Origin of the sequence: Hymenobacter plasmatis, from assembly GCF_020711255.1 — a bacterium.
Lineage (GTDB): Bacteria > Bacteroidota > Bacteroidia > Cytophagales > Hymenobacteraceae > Hymenobacter.
The window spans coordinates 128,844-144,981 of sequence record NZ_JAJFAW010000002.1 but is presented as its reverse complement, the minus strand read 5'-3'; the positions used below and the strand labels follow the sequence as shown (position 1 = coordinate 144,981).

Annotated in this window: 13 protein-coding genes; 6 read left to right on the top strand and 7 right to left on the bottom strand. The window is 62.6% G+C overall.

Annotated elements, in window-relative coordinates:
• Positions 1–57 precede the first annotated feature (57 nt).
• On the bottom strand, positions 58–1,536 hold the full coding sequence (gene guaB, locus LJ738_RS01915; protein ID WP_227784640.1) for an IMP dehydrogenase: 1,479 nt from the start codon (positions 1,534–1,536) through the stop codon (positions 58–60).
• Positions 1,537–1,624: 88 nt separating this feature from the next.
• A complete protein-coding gene (locus LJ738_RS01910) occupies positions 1,625–3,037 on the bottom strand; it encodes an alpha/beta hydrolase-fold protein (protein ID WP_227784639.1) in 1,413 nt (470 codons plus the stop codon).
• 148 nt (positions 3,038–3,185) lie between these two features.
• Between LJ738_RS01910 and LJ738_RS01905 the strand changes: the two genes are divergently transcribed.
• Positions 3,186–4,037 (top strand): oxidoreductase, encoded by an 852-nt coding sequence (locus tag LJ738_RS01905; protein WP_227784638.1) that lies wholly within the window; start codon positions 3,186–3,188, stop codon positions 4,035–4,037.
• A gap of 232 nt (positions 4,038–4,269) precedes the next feature.
• Positions 4,270–5,112, top strand: a complete 843-nt coding sequence (locus LJ738_RS01900; RefSeq protein ID WP_227784637.1) for an FRG domain-containing protein — start codon at positions 4,270–4,272, stop codon at positions 5,110–5,112.
• A 133-nt stretch (positions 5,113–5,245) separates the two neighbouring features.
• Here the strand turns inward: LJ738_RS01900 and hrpB are convergent, their stop codons facing one another.
• The 3 genes from hrpB to LJ738_RS01885 all read right to left on the bottom strand — a co-directional run bounded on the left by hrpB (position 5,246) and on the right by LJ738_RS01885 (position 9,215).
• Positions 5,246–7,903, bottom strand: coding sequence for an ATP-dependent helicase HrpB (gene hrpB / locus LJ738_RS01895; protein ID WP_227784636.1), 2,658 nt, complete (start codon positions 7,901–7,903; stop codon positions 5,246–5,248).
• 9 nt (positions 7,904–7,912) lie between these two features.
• Positions 7,913–8,701 (bottom strand): YqjF family protein, encoded by a 789-nt coding sequence (locus LJ738_RS01890; protein WP_227784635.1) that lies wholly within the window; start codon positions 8,699–8,701, stop codon positions 7,913–7,915.
• A gap of 160 nt (positions 8,702–8,861) precedes the next feature.
• On the bottom strand, positions 8,862–9,215 hold the full coding sequence (locus LJ738_RS01885; RefSeq protein WP_227784634.1) for a rhodanese-like domain-containing protein: 354 nt from the start codon (positions 9,213–9,215) through the stop codon (positions 8,862–8,864).
• 45 nt (positions 9,216–9,260) lie between these two features.
• Between LJ738_RS01885 and pnuC the strand changes: the two genes are divergently transcribed.
• Positions 9,261–9,929, top strand: a complete 669-nt coding sequence (gene pnuC / locus LJ738_RS01880) for a nicotinamide riboside transporter PnuC (protein ID WP_227784633.1) — start codon at positions 9,261–9,263, stop codon at positions 9,927–9,929.
• Positions 9,930–10,147: 218 nt separating this feature from the next.
• Positions 10,148–11,584, top strand: coding sequence for an aldose epimerase family protein (locus LJ738_RS01875; RefSeq protein ID WP_227784632.1), 1,437 nt, complete (start codon positions 10,148–10,150; stop codon positions 11,582–11,584).
• A gap of 125 nt (positions 11,585–11,709) precedes the next feature.
• Here LJ738_RS01875 and LJ738_RS01870 read toward each other — a convergent pair whose 3' ends face one another.
• Both LJ738_RS01870 and LJ738_RS01865 read right to left on the bottom strand, forming a co-directional pair.
• Entirely contained in the window at positions 11,710–11,934 is a 225-nt protein-coding gene (locus tag LJ738_RS01870) for a hypothetical protein (protein WP_227784631.1), read from the bottom strand.
• Positions 11,935–12,189: 255 nt separating this feature from the next.
• The gene (locus tag LJ738_RS01865) at positions 12,190–13,929 is read right to left on the bottom strand and encodes an APC family permease (protein WP_227784630.1); all 1,740 of its coding nucleotides are present in this window, start codon (positions 13,927–13,929) and stop codon (positions 12,190–12,192) included.
• Between the two features lie 202 nt (positions 13,930–14,131).
• Between LJ738_RS01865 and LJ738_RS01860 the strand changes: the two genes are divergently transcribed.
• Both LJ738_RS01860 and LJ738_RS01855 read left to right on the top strand, forming a co-directional pair.
• Positions 14,132–15,367, top strand: a complete 1,236-nt coding sequence (locus tag LJ738_RS01860) for an acyl-CoA dehydrogenase family protein (protein WP_227784752.1) — start codon at positions 14,132–14,134, stop codon at positions 15,365–15,367.
• 65 nt (positions 15,368–15,432) lie between these two features.
• Positions 15,433–16,077 carry a hypothetical protein gene (locus tag LJ738_RS01855; RefSeq protein ID WP_227784629.1) on the top strand — a complete coding sequence of 215 codons (645 nt, stop codon included), beginning with the start codon at positions 15,433–15,435 and terminating at the stop codon, positions 16,075–16,077.
• The last annotated feature ends 61 nt before the right edge of the window (positions 16,078–16,138 follow it).

The window sequence follows — 16,138 nt, the reverse complement described above, 5'->3', positions numbered from 1 at the left end:
CAACGCCAGCCGAAGCCGACGTTGCCCGTAAGTGTCCAAAGCGGGTTTTGGGCGCGCTTAGCGGCTCGAATAATTCGGTGCTTCGCGGGTGATTTGCACGTCGTGCGGGTGAGACTCGCGCAGGCCGGCGCCGGTGATGCGCACGAACTGCGCCGCCTGCAGGGCTTCCATGTTAGCAGCGCCCACGTAGCCCATGCCGGCCCGCAGCCCGCCCGCCAGCTGGTAGATGACCTCCGACACGTTGCCTTTGAACGGCACCCGGCCCACGATGCCCTCGGGCACCAGCTTCTTCACGTCGTCTTCGGCGTCCTGGAAGTACCGGTCTTTGCTGCCGTCTTCCATGGCCTCCACCGAGCCCATGCCGCGGTACGATTTGTACTTGCGGCCTTCGTAGATAATCAGCTCGCCCGGGGCTTCCTGCGTGCCGGCCAGCAGCGAGCCCACCATCACAGCAGCGGCGCCCCCGGCCAGAGCCTTCACGATGTCGCCCGAGAACTTGATGCCGCCATCGGCGACCAGCGTCACGCCGGTGCCCTGCAGGCCGCGGGCCGCTTCGAGCACGGCCGACAGCTGCGGCACGCCAATGCCGGCAATAATGCGGGTGGTGCAGATGGAGCCCGGCCCCACGCCCACCTTCACGCAGTCGGCGCCGGCATCGGCCAGGGCGCGGGCCCCAGCGGCCGTGGCCACGTTTCCGGCCATCACGTCTAGGTTAGGGTACGCGGCCTTGATGGCGCGCACCGCATCCATTACGCCCTTGGAGTGGCCGTGGGCGGTATCAAGGCTGACAATGTCCACCCCGGCTTCGACCAAGGCGGCGACGCGCTGGAGCAGGTCGGGGGTGACGCCCACGGCGGCGCCGACGCGCAAGCGGCCTTTGCTGTCTTTGCTGGCGTGGGGGGCGCGGCGGCGCTTGCGAATGTCTTTGTACGTCATCAGGCCGGCGAGGCGGCCGTCGCTGTCCAGCAGCGGCAGCTTGTCAACCTTGCTGTCGGTGAGCAGCTGCTCGGCCTCGGCCTGGTCGATGCCCGCGGGCGCCGTCACGAGGCGGGCCAGCGGAATCATCACCGTGGTAACGGGCTGGCTCAAGTCGGTTTCGAAGCGCAAATCCCGGTTGGTGAGGATGCCCTGCAGGCGCCGGTCGTCGGCGATGATGGGGATGCCACCGATGCCGTGCTTGCGCATCAGTTGGCGGGCGTCGCCGAGCGTGGCACTGGGCGCCAGGGTAAAGGGGTCCTGAATCAGGGCCGACTCGCTGCGCTTGACGCGGCGCACCTGCTCGGCCTGCGCCTTGATGGACATGTTCTTGTGGATGATGCCCAGCCCGCCCTCCTGGGCCAGGGCAATGGCCATGTCGGCCTCGGTCACAGTGTCCATGGCCGCCGAAATGAGCGGGGTGTGCAGCCGAATGTTGGGGGTGAGGCGGGTGCCGGTGTCGCAGTCTCGGGGCAGTACCTCGGAGTAAGCTGGCAGCAGCAGTACGTCGTCGTAGGTCAGCGCCTCGAAGGCAATTTTGGGGGTTGCGGAATCCGCCATGGCAAAAGGGGTTGGGGGTTGGGGCCTTTTGCCAGTCAAAGGTACGGCGGGAAATTGGGTTGCGGCCTCACCCCCACGAGACTCTGGCTTACTCTTTGGCGAATTTCACCACGGTCATCTCCTGGCCGGCTACTATCCGCGACAGATAAAGACCGTGGGCCAGCCCCCGCAGATTCACCGTTTGGCCATTGTGCACGGCAGTTTTAAGCACGGTGCGGCCCCGGGCGTCGCTTATTTCGAGTTGGGCTGCGGCCAGGGCCGGCGGCAGCTCAATCCGCAATTCCTGCGCGGCCGGATTGGGGTATACACTCGCGGCCAGGCGCTGGCTTTTGCGGGTGGCGGTAGCCGTCGCCGGGGCAAAGAGCCAGGAGTAAGCCGCTGGGAATTCGCGCTTCCAAAACCACTCCGCGTGCTGGCCATCGGCGCGGGTGTTGAAGTTGAGGTTGGCGGCTGGTACGCCACCGCGCAGCAGCGAATCGCGCATGGCCGTCATTTGCGGCACCATGGTGGTGCTTTCGGTGGTGCCGCTCACAAAGTAGAAGCGGGTACTGGGGTTGGCAGGGTGCTGGTGCACGTAGTCGAAAAGGGGCTGCGCCGCAAACCAGTAAGCGGGCGAAAACACGCCCACTTTCCCAAACACCGCCGGGTAGCGCAAGGCGGCATACGTGGCAATGAGGGCGCCCATGCTCGAGCCGGCCACGCCGGTGTTTTCGCGGCTGGTGAGGGTGCGGTAGTTGGCGTCGATGTAGGGCTTCAGGGTCTGAACCAGGAAATCCACGTACAGGTCGCCCTGGCCACCCCCGTACTGCGGGTTGTTCCAGGGCGAGTACTCGTCGAGGCGGTTGGGGCCGTTGTCGATGGCCACCACAATGCAGCCGGTGGGGTCCTGGCCGTTGCTTTGCAGCAGATTCAAGGTCTCGTCCACGCCCCACTCGCCCGCGAATGCCGTGAGGTTGTCGAATACATTTTGCCCATCCTGCATATACAGCACGGGGTAGCGGCGCCCGCTGGTGGCGTAGCCGGGCGGCAGGTACAGCCACACGCGCCGGGTGCGGCCCAGCTGCGGTATCTGAAACGTGGTGGAAATAACGCTGACATTGGCGGCTGCCGTAGATTGGCCCCCACCGGGCGTGCCGCCGGCCAGGTCTTCCCAGTTCAGCACCTGATGCAGCACGGAGCCCGTACTGCTGCCGAAAGTGTAGGTCCGGTTTGGAACCGAGCCGTTCGTGGCATTGGTTTCCACCGCGGCCCACGAGCCCCGGGTGAATTTGTACTCAATGGTGCCCGTGCTGGCTGGCAGCGTGATTTGGTAGCTGCCGTCGGTGGCGTCGCGGGTGAGGGCGTGGGCCGCGCTGGCCGGATTCCAGGCGTTGAAAGTGCCAGCTATGTAAATCGTGGCATTGGCCGGCGTATTGGCGGGCACAGCCGTGATTTTGAACGTTACCTGGGCGTGGGCTGCAAACGCCAGCAAGGTGAAAATGAACGAGAAGAGTTTCTTCATAGAGCTAACAGCGTACGAGAGGAAAGGGTGGGATTTTGCGAGGCGCGAAGGTACCGAACCGGACGTAGGCAAGCCCGCTTGGCGGACTGGCGCAAACAATTCAGCTCAATAATCCGTCTTAGCGGCTACCATTTCAAAGCCCGTTATTATGTCTGATTCCTCTTCAAAAACCTGGTTTATCACCGGCGCATCTTCCGGCTTTGGCGAAGCGCTGGCCGCTTATGTCCTCGAGAAAGGTGACAGCGTGGCCGCTACGTTCCGCAAGCCCGAGCAAGCCCAGGAGTTTACGGCCCGGGAGGCGGGCCGCACCTTCGGCGTAGTATGCGACGTGACCAACGAAGCCCAGGTGAAAACAGCCGTGGCCGAGGCCATTGCCCATTTTGGCCACCTCGACGTGGTGGTGAACAACGCCGGCTACGGCTCCATGGGCAGCATCGAAGAAGTGCCCGCCGAAGAAGTGCAGCGGCAGTTCGACGTGAACGTGTTTGGGGCCTTGCACGTGCTGCGGGCCGTACTGCCGCACCTGCGCGAGCGCCGCTCGGGCCACGTGCTAAACATCACCAGCATCGGCGGCCTGAAAACTTTCCCCGGCGTGGGCATCTACAACGCCAGCAAGTTTGCCCTCGAAGCCATTGGCGAAAGCCTGAGCCAGCAGGTGGGGCCGTTGGGCATCAAAGTCACCAATATTGAGCCAAGCGGCTTCCGCACCAAGTGGGCCGGCGAATCGGCCACCATCGCCGACACCAAAATCGACGATTACCAACCGACGGTGGGCGAGAATCTCCGCGGCATTCAGGGCTACAGCGGCAGCCAGCCCGGTGACCCCGTGCGCGCCGCCAAGGCCATGTACGACGTGGTGCAGCTGGAAAACCCACCGCTGCACCTGCCCTTGGGCAAAGCCGCCGTGAAAGGTGCCCGCGAGAAGTTCGCCAGCATCAGCAAGGAGCTGGAGCAGTACGCCCAGGTGGGCGAAGCGGCCGATTTCCCGGCGGGCGAGTAGCGACATAAGAACAAAAAACTCCCCTCCTTGCTAAGGAGGGGACGCTCAACTGCCAAGTTGAGCTGGGGTGGTTGAGCTGTTGAACGATGGGCGAACGACTTGGGCTAGCATCGTTCGGGTGTCGTGCAACGGCTCAACCACCCCCGTTTTCGCTGCGCGGAAACATCCCCTCCTCAGCTGAGGAGGGGAGTATGCCGTTCTTGCATGCTTACATCTGAGTTCTCTGCGTCCCATGCCTCTACCTGCCAACGATTACGTCGCCACTTCCTGGGAAGACCTGCAAAAGCTGCTCTTCCAGGATACCTGGGATAGCGGCCTGGGGCGGTTCCGTTCGCCGTTTGTGTACCGGGGCAGCCGCTCGCGCCATTTTCAGCTCAATACCAGCCTGCAGCGCCTGGGCGGCAAGTACTACGAGCTGGAAAACCACTTGCTGCGCAACTTCCGCAAGTACGCCCACGACACGACCCAGACCATTCAGGCCGCCAGTACCTGGGATTGGCTGGCCCTGGCCCAACACCACGGCCTGCCCACCCGCCTGCTCGACTGGACGTACTCGCCCTACGTGGCCCTGCACTTCGCCACCGACGACCTGGAGGCCTACCACGAAGACGGCATCATCTGGGCCCTCAACTACGTGAAAGCCGCCGAGCACCTCCCCCCGAGCCTGCGCCAGGCTCTGCGCAAGGAGGGCTCCAACGTGTTTACCTCCGAACTGCTCCAGCCCCTAAGCAAAAACTTAAGCGAGCTGGAAGCCCTGCAGGAGACGCCTTACGTCATGTTTCTGGAGCCGCCCAGCCTCGATGCCCGCATTGTGCACCAATACGCGCTGTTTTCACTGATGAGCACGGCCCAGAGTGTGCTGCACGACTGGCTGACCGAACGTCCCGAACTGTATTTCCGCATCGTCATCCCCGCCAAACTCAAGTGGGAAGTGCGCGATAAGCTCGACCAGGCCAATATCACCGAGCGAGTGCTGCTGCCCGGCCTTGGTGGGCTAAGCCGCTGGCTGCACCGCCATTACTCGCCCCGCAGCGGGCAGGGTGCTGGTTTTGTAGATGATAGCGAAATGCGCTGAGTGAAAGGGTACATAGAGAACGTCATGCTGAGCGCAGTCGAAGCATCTCTACCGCAATACTAAATAGAATTAGTTGCGCAGTAGAGATGCTTCGACTGCGCTCAGCATGACGTTCTTTTTTATCACTAAGCACCTACCCACCCAGCCGCTTCTTCGTCAGCCGTGTTGGAATGTGTTCCATGGGCTTATCGGGCCAGGGGTGCTTGGGGTAGCGGCCTTTCAGATCCTTGCGCACTTCAAAGTAGCCCTTCTCCCAAAAGCTGCGCAAGTCGCGGGTGACCTGCGCCGGCCGCCCACCTGGCGAGAGCAAGTGCAGGAGCAGCGGCACCCGCCCGCCGGCCACCGTGGGCGTTTCAGTCAGGCCAAACAGCTCCTGCAGCTTCACGGCCAGTACGGGCGCGGCGGGGTCGCTGTAGTCGAGGATGATGTGCGAGCCGCTGGGGACTTCCAGCGCGGCGGGGGCGAGACGGTCGAGGGTTTGGCGCTGGCTCCAGCCGCCGGGCAGGCGTGCCAGCAACGGCTCCGTGAGGTCGAGCCGCTGCACGTCGGTCAGGGTTTTGAGGCCCGTAAGGTGCGGCCCTAGCCAAGTAGAAAGTTCTTGCGCCAGCGTTTCGTCGTCGAAGGCTGGCCACCTTTCTGTTTCAGCAGTAGTATCGGAGGGCGGGAAGTGCTGGCGTACAAACTCCAGCCGCTGCTGCAGCTGCCGGGCCTCCGGTGTCCAGCTCAATTTGCTCAGGCCGGCTTCCTGCAGATAGGCCAGCAGGGCGTGGCCCACCAGCGTGGGGTTGGGCTGGCCAATGACGGTTTCGGCGAGCATCAAGGCGCCCAGCCGGCGCACGCGGCGGCCGGTCACGCGTTGGGTAGCGGGGTCGTAGCGCACCTCGTCGGTGGTGGTAATCTGGTCGGCGAAAGCCAGCTCCAGCTCGTCTCGGCCCAGCGGAGCCGCCAGCGTAGCCCGGGGCGCCGAGGCCGTGCCGGCCAGGTGGGCCACCGCGAAAAACTCCGCTTGCGGGTCCACGTCGGTGGTGTTCAGGCTTACGCGCTGGCCCGTGACGAGGCGGAGCCGGTCGTGGGTTTCGCGTTGGGCCAAGCGGTCAGGGTAGGCCAGGGCTGTGAGCAGCCCAATCGGTGCCTGAGCGGCTGAGTAACCGGGCGCAGCTTTTTTGTCGTGTCCCTGACGGCTTTGCAGGTTGCGGGCCACGTCGCGCACGCGCTGCAGCGTGGCGTGGTGCAAGGCCAACCCCGGCAGGGGTGGGCGTCCGCTTTCCAGCGCTTCCAAGCGCAGGCGCAAGTCGGGCGGGATGGGGCGCGTATCGGTGGGGCTGGCCCAACGCAGCAAGTCTCGCTCTGCCAGTAATGCAGCCAGTGCCCCCGCGGCGGCTCCATAGCCCAACTCCTGCCCGCGCACCACCAAATGGCCCAAACGCGGCGGAAGCCCCAGTGCCGCCAGTTGCCGGCCGTGTGCAGTCGGCTTTGTTCTTATTGAGGAATTAGTGCCTGAGAATTCTTCATTCCTCATTCCTGATTCCTCATTATCTAACGCCCCCAGGCGCAGCAGCAGGTCTTTGGCTTGGGCGAAGGCAGCGGACGGCGGCACATCCAGCCAGCGCAGGCTGGTGGGCTCGGTTGCTCCCCACAGGGCCAGTTCCAGTACCAGGCTACTGAGGTCGGCGGTGTGAATTTCGGGCGGACGGTGGGCCGGGAGATTGTGGTGTTCGGCTTCGGTCCAGAGGCGGTAGCAGGTGCCGGGAGCCAGGCGGCCGGCGCGGCCCCGGCGCTGGTCGGCGGCGGCGCGGGCCACGGGCACGGTTTCGAGGGTGGTGAAACCGGTGCGCGGCACAAAGCGCGGCACCCGGGCAAAGCCCCCGTCAATCACCACCCGCACGCCTTCGATGGTCAGGCTGGTTTCGGCAATGCTGGTGGCCAGAATGACCTTGCGGCGCCCCGCGCGGGCCGGGCGCAGTGCGGCGTCCTGGGTTTCGAGGGGCAGCTCGCCGTGCAGCAGGTGCAGGTCGACGGTATCGGCCAGGGCATCGGCCAGCTTGCGGGCACTGCGCTGCAAGTCGCCCACGCCCGGCAGAAACACCAGGATATCGCCTTCGGGATGGGCGTGCAGGGCCGCGCGCACCTGGGCGGGTACCAGTTCGGCCAGCCGGTCATTGGGCTTGTTAGGCAGCGCCGAGGCCCGGCGTGGGTCGAGGTAATGGGTATCAATCGGAAACAAAAAGCCCGCCGACGACACCACCGGCGCGGGCAGCCACTGGCCCAGCCGTTGCGCCTCCAGCGTGGCGCTCATGATTAAAATTCGCAGCTCCGGCCGTAGCACGGCCTGGGCATCCAGCGCCAGCGCCAGCCCCAAATCGGCATTCAGGCTGCGCTCGTGAAATTCATCGAACACCACGGCTGACACGCCTTCCAGGGCCGGGTCGTCCTGAATCATGCGCGTCAGTATGCCTTCGGTGATGACCTCCACGCGGGTTTCTTTGGAGACTTTGCTATCGAGCCGCACGCGGTAGCCAATGGTGCGGCCCACCGGCTCGCCCAGCAGCTGGGCCAGGCGGGCTGCCGCGCCGCGCACCGCCAGCTGCCGGGGCTCGAGCACCAGGATTTTATCCTGCGGACTGCGCCAGGGTGCGGCCAGCAGCTCCAGCGGCACCACGGTGGTTTTGCCGGCGCCGGGCGGCGCTTCCAGCACCACCCGGCTGTGCGCAGCCAGGGCGGCGCGCAGGGCAGGCAGCGCCGCGAGGATGGGCAAATCGGGCAGTGGCGGCAGGCTAAAGGCAGGGTTCACCCACCAAAATTACACCCGCTGCATCGGCCACAGCTCCACGCTCACGGGGCCGCCTGCGTGCACGAGGGGGCTGCCGGTGGGAGTGGGCAGGCCGAGGCTCTCCACCAGCGTCGACTCGTAGTGCAGCACCTGGGCCGCGCGCAGGGGCCACGGCCCGTGGGCCACCCGGCCGCGGTAGAGCTTGGTGCGGGCCTGGTTGCTGGTGTAGAGGCAGTAGCGCTCCGTGAGAAAAAAGGCCAGCGAGCCGGGCTCGGCAGGCGGCAGTGGGGCGCCGATGGTCCAGGTGGCGCGAAAGTGCGCGGGGGCCATGCCCGCGTGCGTGCGTTCGGCTTTGAACTGCCGCAGCTGGGCGCTGGGGCTGTCCATGCGCATGGTGGCGCGCAGGTAGGGCAGGTTGAAAAACGTGCGCGCCACCCACACGGCCAGGGCATTAGTGGCATCCAGCGAAAAGAACCACACGCCCGGCACGCCGTCGAGGTGCACGTAGGTGCGCACGTTTAGCTCAAGAAATCCGCTGGCGCCGGGTACCGGTGGGCTGATGCGGGTGCGCACTTTCGACATCCGAAACGGCACCACGGCCAGCCACGCCATGCCGTCGTAGGTATCGAGCTTGAGCCGCAGGGGTAGGTGCGGCGCCAGCAGCGCCACCGGTACCGGCCAGTGCATAAAAAGCAAGTCGCTCCACTCCTGGCGCAGGAGCGGGGCCTCCGGCGGCCGCTCGCGCAGGGCCAGGCGGCTGGCCAGGGTAGGAGCAGTAGGGTCGGGTAGAATGATGGCCGGCAGCGGGAAATCGGGCATGGCTTGGAGGGTAGGCGTTGACTACAACAAGTTCCAGCCCCAAACGATTGAGCCCGCATTTGGATACACGTGCCGCCATTTAATAGCCCAATTTAACCTCGCCATCGGGCCGCCAGCCCAGGTTGAGTTGGCTCCGCCCTGGAGTTCGGCCGCGGCGGCGCTAGTAGCGCGGAAAGTCCGGGTCGACCCGGGCAGCCCAGCCGGCCACGCCGCCGCGCAGGTTAAGCACGTTGGTGCGGCCCAGACGGTGCTGCAGGTAGCCCAGGGCCCGGGCCGAACGCACGCCGTGGTGGCAAATGAGCACCACGGGCCCCTCGGTGCGGATTTCGGTGGCCCGGCGCGTTACCTCGCCTAAGGGGAGCAGCAGGCTGCCGGGTAGGTGGCAGTATTCGTATTCTTCGGGTTCGCGCACGTCCACCAGCTGAACGTCGTCGCCGGCCTGCAGGCGGCGCTGGAGGTCTTCGGGGCTAATTTCTAACGAGGCGTGGTCCATGGCGTAGCAGTATGGGCGCAAAAGTAGGCCGTGGGGCCCTACCTTGCCGCTTCTTCCGTTTTGCTTGTGCTGGCTATTCTTCTCAGTTTTGATTTCGTGACCGCCGCCTGGGCCGCCATCCAAACGGCCGACCCGCTGGAAGTGGCCGGGGTGGTGACGGGCGTGGCCTGCGTGTGGCTCGCGGCCCGCAATTCCATCTGGAACTTCCCCATTGGCATCATCAACGGGGGGATTTACTTGGTGGTGTTCAAGCAGGCTCGGCTGTATTCGGATGCGGGCTTACAGCTGGCTTTTATTGCGCTGCTGGTGTATGGCTGGGTGAAGTGGCTGCGCAAGCCGGCCCCCGCCGATGCGGCCGCTGCGCGGGCGCTGCCCATCACGCACACGCCCCGCCGCGTAGCCGGCTGGCTCACCGCCGCGGGCCTGCTCTACGCGCTAGGAGCCGGCTTTTTGTTCAGCCGCCACACCAATGCGGCCCTGCCCTATTGGGACAGCACCACCACAGCCATCAGCCTGGCCGCCCAAACGCTGCTTTCGCGCCGCAACATCGAAAACTGGCTGCTGTGGGTGGCCGTCGACGTGGCCTACGTGGGCATGTATTGGCACCGCGAGCTTTATTTGACCAGCGTGCTTTATGCCGTCTTTCTGGTCTTGGCAGCCTATGGCTACTGGCAGTGGCGACGCGAGCTCAAGGCGCAGCAGGTCCAGGCGGCGCCAGTCCTGGCTGATAGCTAAGTAACTAAAGTCGCTGCCCAGGGGACGTGCCACACTAGTACTTCATTACTGACTCTTTTACAGAGACAATTGAAATGATAATGCCTGTATAATCGTGGAATAGTGCCAACTTTGTGGGCCGGTCATAATATTCTGTTGGGAGGCGCGTCTATTATCTGGTTAATACTCGATAATTAATAACCTCGGGCCAATTCGGCTCAATTTTCCCTTTCCACACGTTGCTGCGCGTTTCACTTACTGGCCCGGAATCCACCGGCAAATCAACGCTGGCGGCTCGTTTGGCGGCGCACTACGGTACGGCGTATGCGCCCGAGTTTGCCCGCGAATACCTGGCCGCTTCGGGCCCGCACTACACCCCGGCCGACCTGGAGGAAATTGCCCGGGGCCAGCTGGCCGCCGAGGCCACGGCAGAGGCGCAGGCCCAGCGCGTGGTGTTTCACGATACCGACTTGCTGGTGATTAAAATATGGGCAGAGCACGCCTTCGGCAGCTGTCCCGATTGGATATTGAGCCGAATGCACGAAGCCCAGTACGACCTGGTGTTGCTCATGGGCGTCGATGTGCCCTGGCAGCCCGACCCGCTGCGCGAGCACCCGCATTTGCGCCAGCAGCTCTACGACCTCTACCACCGGGAATTGCGGGAGCGGATGGCCAACTTTGCCGAAATATCCGGCGATGAGGACCGCCGCTTTGCCCACGCCTGCTTTTTGGTAGATGAGCTGCTGCGCGGCACGGCTCCACTGCCCGCTTTACCTGTAAAAACAATGCCTGATACCGCGACCCACTACACCCTTGCCACTCCCAGCTGCCGCGCCACGTTTGCGGCCCACGGCGCCGAGCTTACCAGCCTCGTGACCCTGGCCAACGGCCTCGAATACGTGTGGCCCGCCGACCCAGCCGTGTGGGCCCGCCACGCGCCGGTGCTGTTTCCGCTGGTGGGGCGCCTGCCCGGCGACACGTACCGGCACGAGGGGCAGGACTACAAACTGCCCCAGCACGGTTTTGCCCGCGACAAGGAGTTTGGGGTGCTGCGGCATTCGGCTACCGAGCTGGTGTTCCAATTGCAGCACGACGAGAGCACGCGCGCCATTTTCCCCTTCGACTTCGAGCTCACCATTACCTACACGCTGCGCAACACCCTGCTCACTGTGCGCTGGGACGTACGCAATACGGCCACCGACCAGCCCCTGTTGTTCAGCATTGGGGCGCATCCGGCGGTGCGCTGCCCGCTGCTGCCGGACGAAAGCTTCGAAGATTATTTCTTTGAGTTTGACCACCCCGTGACGCTGGAGCGCCACCTCCTGGAAGGCGGCCTGCTAACGGGCCAAACGGCCCCTGTGCTTACCAATGCCTGGGAGCTGCCGCTTACCTACGAACTGTTCTCGGACGACGCGCTGGTGTTCAAGCACTACGACTTCACGCGCCTCACGCTTCGCTCGCGCAAGTCCGCGCATTTCGTGCGGTTCCAGTTCGATGGCTTTCCCTACCTCGGCCTCTGGACCAAAGGGCCCGGAGCCGGCTTTGTGTGCGTGGAGCCGTGGCATGGTGTGGCCAGCCCCACGGGGGAGCCGGGCGAGCTACGCGAAAAAGAAGGCATTCTGACGCTGGAGCCGGGCCAGGTTTTCTCGGCCGCTTACACCATGGAAGTAGGCTAAGGCCGGGGATAACGATAAATGGCTAATGATAAATGCCTAATAATAAGACTTCGTATATATAATTGTCATGGCTACGGCCTCACAGGCCAACACGTAAGCCTTGCTGCTTGGGCTGAAAGGGGAGGTCAGACGCCGATGCGCCGCTTGTTGTAGTCCGGCTCCCAATCATTAATAGGCCGGGAGATGCCGGGCGGCAGGTCCAGGTCGGGCAGGCCCGGGTCGTGCGGTTCGCCACCGTCGTCGTCGCCGTCGGACGGCGGAGGCGGGGGCAAGGCGCGGCGCCGGCGCGGAATCACCAGCACGAACAGGAAAAAGGCGCAAAAGGCCACGGCGTAGACAAGACTGAACATGGCTAAAACAGCTGATGCGGTGCGAACCTTACAACGCAGGTTGTCGGCACGGCGTTTCACCGGCCGACGTCCCTAAATTAACTCAATTTCAGCAATTCTTCACCACCGGTGCGGCCCAAAACTTCCAAAAAAGGCCCTGCTTGCGCCGAAATAAGGTCTCAGCCCCGCTGGCCGCTTTGGCAAGGCCAAAAAGCTACACGCCCGGGCCCTCAAGAAGGGCCCGAACTGCGGAAAGCCGAGCTTAATTTCACTCAATCAAATGATTAGCCGCACGCCGCCCAATTCCGAAATCTGGTAAGGAAACCGGTCGCCGGGCGAGCCGATGAACATAAAGTTTTTGGGGATGCTCCATTTCTTCGAGAGCTCCTCAATCAGGTCGGGCCCAAAGTGGCCTTCCATGGTTACGAAGTCCACTTCAATCTCTTCGTAGGCCCGGTCCAGTACCCGGATGTCGTTCAGCAGTTCTTCGGGGTACTTTTCTCCCTTGTTCAGCAAGGTCACGATTTTGAGGCGGTTGGTAAATTCGTTTTCTACCACATAGGCCATCACCTTGTTGAGGTTGACCACGTTGTCGCCCTTGGCGAAAAACACGAACTCCTGCTCCGTGAGCTCCTTCAGGTGCTGCCGCACCTTGAGGCGCACCAGCCGCGCCGTGCGGGGCAGGTGCTGCGACAGCGACTCTACGGCCGAGAGCACCAGATTGAGGATGGCAATGCGGTTGAGCATGACGTACACCAGCGCCATGGTGGGCAGGAAGTACTGTAGGAACACAATCAGGTACTCCGGGTGAATCTTGACGTTGCCGTACAAGGCCAGCAGCACGCCGGCCATGGCCAGCGTCACGGTGAGAATGCCGGCGTACACGGGCCGGGGCAGATTGGGCCGCTTGCCCTTGAGCAGGAAGTTGCCCAGGGCAAAGAAGGCCATCACCGACAGAAACGAGATGGTGTACACGCCCGCCAGCGGCCCCAACTGCCCATTGGTAATGAGCAGCACCGACACGCACAGCAGGAAGAAGGTGATGAGGATGAAGTAGTTGCTGCCGCGCTTGTTTTCCTTCAGGAAAAACTGGGGCAGGATGCGGTCCAGGGTCATGCGCTTCATCAGGCCGCTCACGCCCACGAAGGAGGTAAGCACGGCGCCGCTGAGCACGGCCACGGCATTTACCGAGATGGCCATGCCCAGCCACGGCCCGCCCGTGACGGTGCCCAGGTACGAGAGCAGGGTTTCGGTGTGCTTGCCCACTTCGGCCAGTGGCAGCACCGCAATGGCCAGAAACGCCAGCAGCGGGTTGAACACCGTGACCACCACCCACATGTTGCGCAGCGTTTTCTGGAACACGCCCTGGGCCTGCTCCTCCACAAAGTTGGCCGAGCTCTCGAAGCCCGAAATGCCCAGCATGGCCGCGCTAAACCCAAAAAACAGCGCATTAACAATACTACCGCCCTTCACCGGCACGTGGAAGTTGAGCGACAGATTGGGCATGCCGTGCGTAGCCAGGTACCAGATGGTGACGCCCACCAGCAGCGTAAGCGAGGCCAGGTGGGTGATGAAAATGACCACCGCTACAATGGCCGACTCCGACATGCCCAGCAGCGTGAGCAGCAAAAACAGCCCCAGCAGCCCCATGGTGGCCCAGATAATGGGCAGCCCGTGCCACAGCGTGTGCAGGTAGTGCATGGCCTCGTTGGCCGAAAGCACGGCCGTGGCCATGTACGACAGGATGGTGAGGCAGGCGGCCAGCGCGGCGTTGCGCTTGCTGGTGGTGTTCAGCAGCACGTTGTAGGCGCCGCCGTTCAGGGGCAGGGCACCCACTACTTCGCCGTAGATTTTGCGAAACAGGAACAGAATGGCGCCCACCAGCAGCAGCGCCAGCCAGGCGTACTGCCCGGCATAGGAAATGGCCAGCGCCGATACATACAGGCAGGAGGAAGAAATATCGTTGCCGCAAATGGCGGTGGCCTCTAGCTCGTTTAGTTTCTTTTCGTGACTCATAAGTAGCCCAAGGAAAGGCGGGTGGGAAGGAAATGCAGGCTTTACGGCAAAGCCGCAGGGTTTGGGGCGGTAAGTAGGGAAATTATTCGCAAGCATGGGTATACTTAGGGGCAATGGCGCGGCCGTAGCCGGGGCTTGGGCCAAACTGCCCCCGGTGCGGCCTGTTATCTTTACGCGCATCTCCCACCTCACCACCCCCGCTATGTCTTCCCAAGCCGACGTCCTCTCTCCGGAGTCCAAAGCCCACTCTGCCCAGAAAGGCAGCACCAACGCCAACGGGTTTACCGATTATTTCGACCTCGACGGCCTGCTCACCGAAGAGCACCTGCTCATCCGCCAGAGCATCCGAGACTTCGTGAAGAAGGAGATTTCGCCCAACATCGAGAAGTGGGCGCAGGACGCGCACTTTCCCAGCGAAATCGTGAAGAAGTTTGGCGATGTGGGCGCTTTCGGCCCCACCATTCCGCAGGAGTACGGCGGCGGCGGGCTCGACTACATCAGCTACGGCCTCATCATGCAGGAGATTGAGCGCGGCGATTCCGGCATGCGCTCCACGGCCTCGGTGCAGGGCTCGCTGGTGATGTTCCCCATCTACCAGTACGGCTCGGAAGAGCAGCGCAAGAAGTTCCTGCCCAAGCTGGCCAGCGGCGAGTGGTTGGGCTGCTTCGGCCTCACCGAGCCCGACCATGGCTCGAACCCCGGCGGCATGACCACCAAAATCGAAGACAAAGGCGACCACTACCTGCTCAACGGCGCCAAGCTCTGGATTTCGAACTCGCCCGAGTGTCAGGTAGCCGTGGTGTGGGCCAAAAACGAAGCTGGCCGCATCAAGGGCGTGATAGTGGAGCGCGGCATGGAAGGCTTCAGCACGCCCGAAATCCACAACAAGTGGAGCCTGCGCGCCAGCACCACCGGCGAGCTGGTGTTTGAAGACGTAAAGATTCCCAAGGAGAACATCCTGCCCAACATCGAAGGCCTGCGCGGCCCGCTCTCCTGCCTCGATTCGGCCCGCTTCGGCATTGCCTGGGGCGCCATCGGTGCGGCCATCGATTGCTACGAGTCGGCCCTGAAGTATTCGCTGCAGCGCGAGCAGTTCGGCCAGCCCATCGGTGGCTTCCAGCTCCAGCAGAAAAAGCTGGCCGAGATGATTACCGAAATCACCAAGGCCCAGCTCATGGCCTGGCGCCTGGGCGTGCTCAAAAACGAAGGCAAGGCTACCAGTGCCCAAATCTCCATGGCCAAGCGCAACTCCGTGGATATGGCCCTGCACGTGGCTCGCGAAGCCCGCCAGATTCACGGCGGCATGGGCATCACCGGCGAGTACCCCATCATGCGCCACATGATGAACCTGGAATCGGTGATTACCTACGAAGGCACCCACGATATTCACTTGCTGATTACAGGCGCGGATATCACGGGCATTCAGGCGTTTAAGTAAGCCGATTTATCGTTAGCAGAAAGGCTGTTCTGGAAGCAGAGCAGCCTTTTTCTTTGCTATTTTAAATGAAGACGAGTAGCTGGTTTCTGTTAGTGCTTTTTCTGGGGCTAAGCTCTTGCAGTGCCCAGCATGTTACCGAAAGGCTGACCTATCAGCTGGCCCAATCAATCCTGCTGGAGATGCGGCCGTCCTTTGTGGATGCGAAGCTCGGCCCTGATGGCAAGTACCATCGGCAAGCCGCCGTAGCTACCGATTCGCCAACCGTGCGACTGCTCTTGCTTGACCATCCGTATTCATCCGATGATGATTACAAATTCGTGTTGGCCGGTAAGGGAAGCTATGAGCATACGCAACTCCTGAAGTATTTCTCCCCATCGGATTTAGCTTATATGCGTCGGCAACTGACGGCGAGTAAGCTATTCAAATTCGAACAAGCTAAAATTCGGCAACCTTGGGTCAGGGTGATTCCGCTGGATACCGTAATAGCCATAAATAAAAGATTAGGCTGGCGGGCACGCATTCTGGCGCGCGATTCACTGTTGCAACGCTACGGAAGTGAAAGAGCCTTCTCTCTCTCGGGTATTTTATTCTCAAAGGACCACAAACGAGCGCTGGTAAACATTAGCGATGATGGTTGGGTAACCTGCGTATACTCCAAGGTAGGAACCGCTTGGCGTGAAGGTGAACTCCTTTATCTGGTCGAATATTAGCCGCGCAGCCAACATGCATTAGCAGTTATGCGCTTGTCATCTTGAGCTGAAGCCTAACGAA